We start from the raw sequence: 411 nt of genomic DNA, 5'->3' as shown, positions 1-411 counted from the left end.
AGAAAGGCCACACCGTGAGGGCATGGCCTTGTTTATTTAGATGAGGAAGTCATCCAACTGGCGACCTTGCTCGAGCTGCTCAGCCAGGAACTTGGGTGTACGGCCCTGACCGGTCCAGGTTTTCTCTACGCTATTTTCAACATAACGGTATTTCGGGGGACGCGGTGCCCGTTTAGATTTGGCTACAGTCGCTGCTGCCGGGGCACTGCCTAACAACTCTGTCGGGTCGATACCAGCTTGAGCCAACATCGCTTGGAACTCAGCCAGCTTTTGCTGGTGCTCAGCTTGGGCGGCTTGTTCTTTCTCCGCCAGCTCCAACCGTTCCAGATAAATCATTTCAATCTTCTCGTGGGCATCTTTGAGTTGGTCCAGAGGCAACTCACGCATTGCGGCCCGCAGACTGCGGATGTT

1 protein-coding gene is annotated in these 411 nt (G+C 54.5%); it reads right to left on the bottom strand.

Annotated features, from left to right (window positions below):
- Nucleotides 1-36 precede the first annotated feature (36 nt).
- Nucleotides 37-411, bottom strand: a 375-nt coding sequence (locus tag AACS18_RS13550; RefSeq protein WP_108614375.1) for an H-NS family histone-like protein, incomplete at its 5' end; no start/stop codon positions are given.

Source organism: Aeromonas sp. HMWF015 (genome assembly GCF_963878965.1).
Lineage (GTDB): Bacteria > Pseudomonadota > Gammaproteobacteria > Enterobacterales > Aeromonadaceae > Aeromonas > Aeromonas veronii.
The sequence above is the reverse complement of the archived record's forward strand: the minus strand, read 5'-3'. Positions and strand labels throughout refer to the sequence as shown.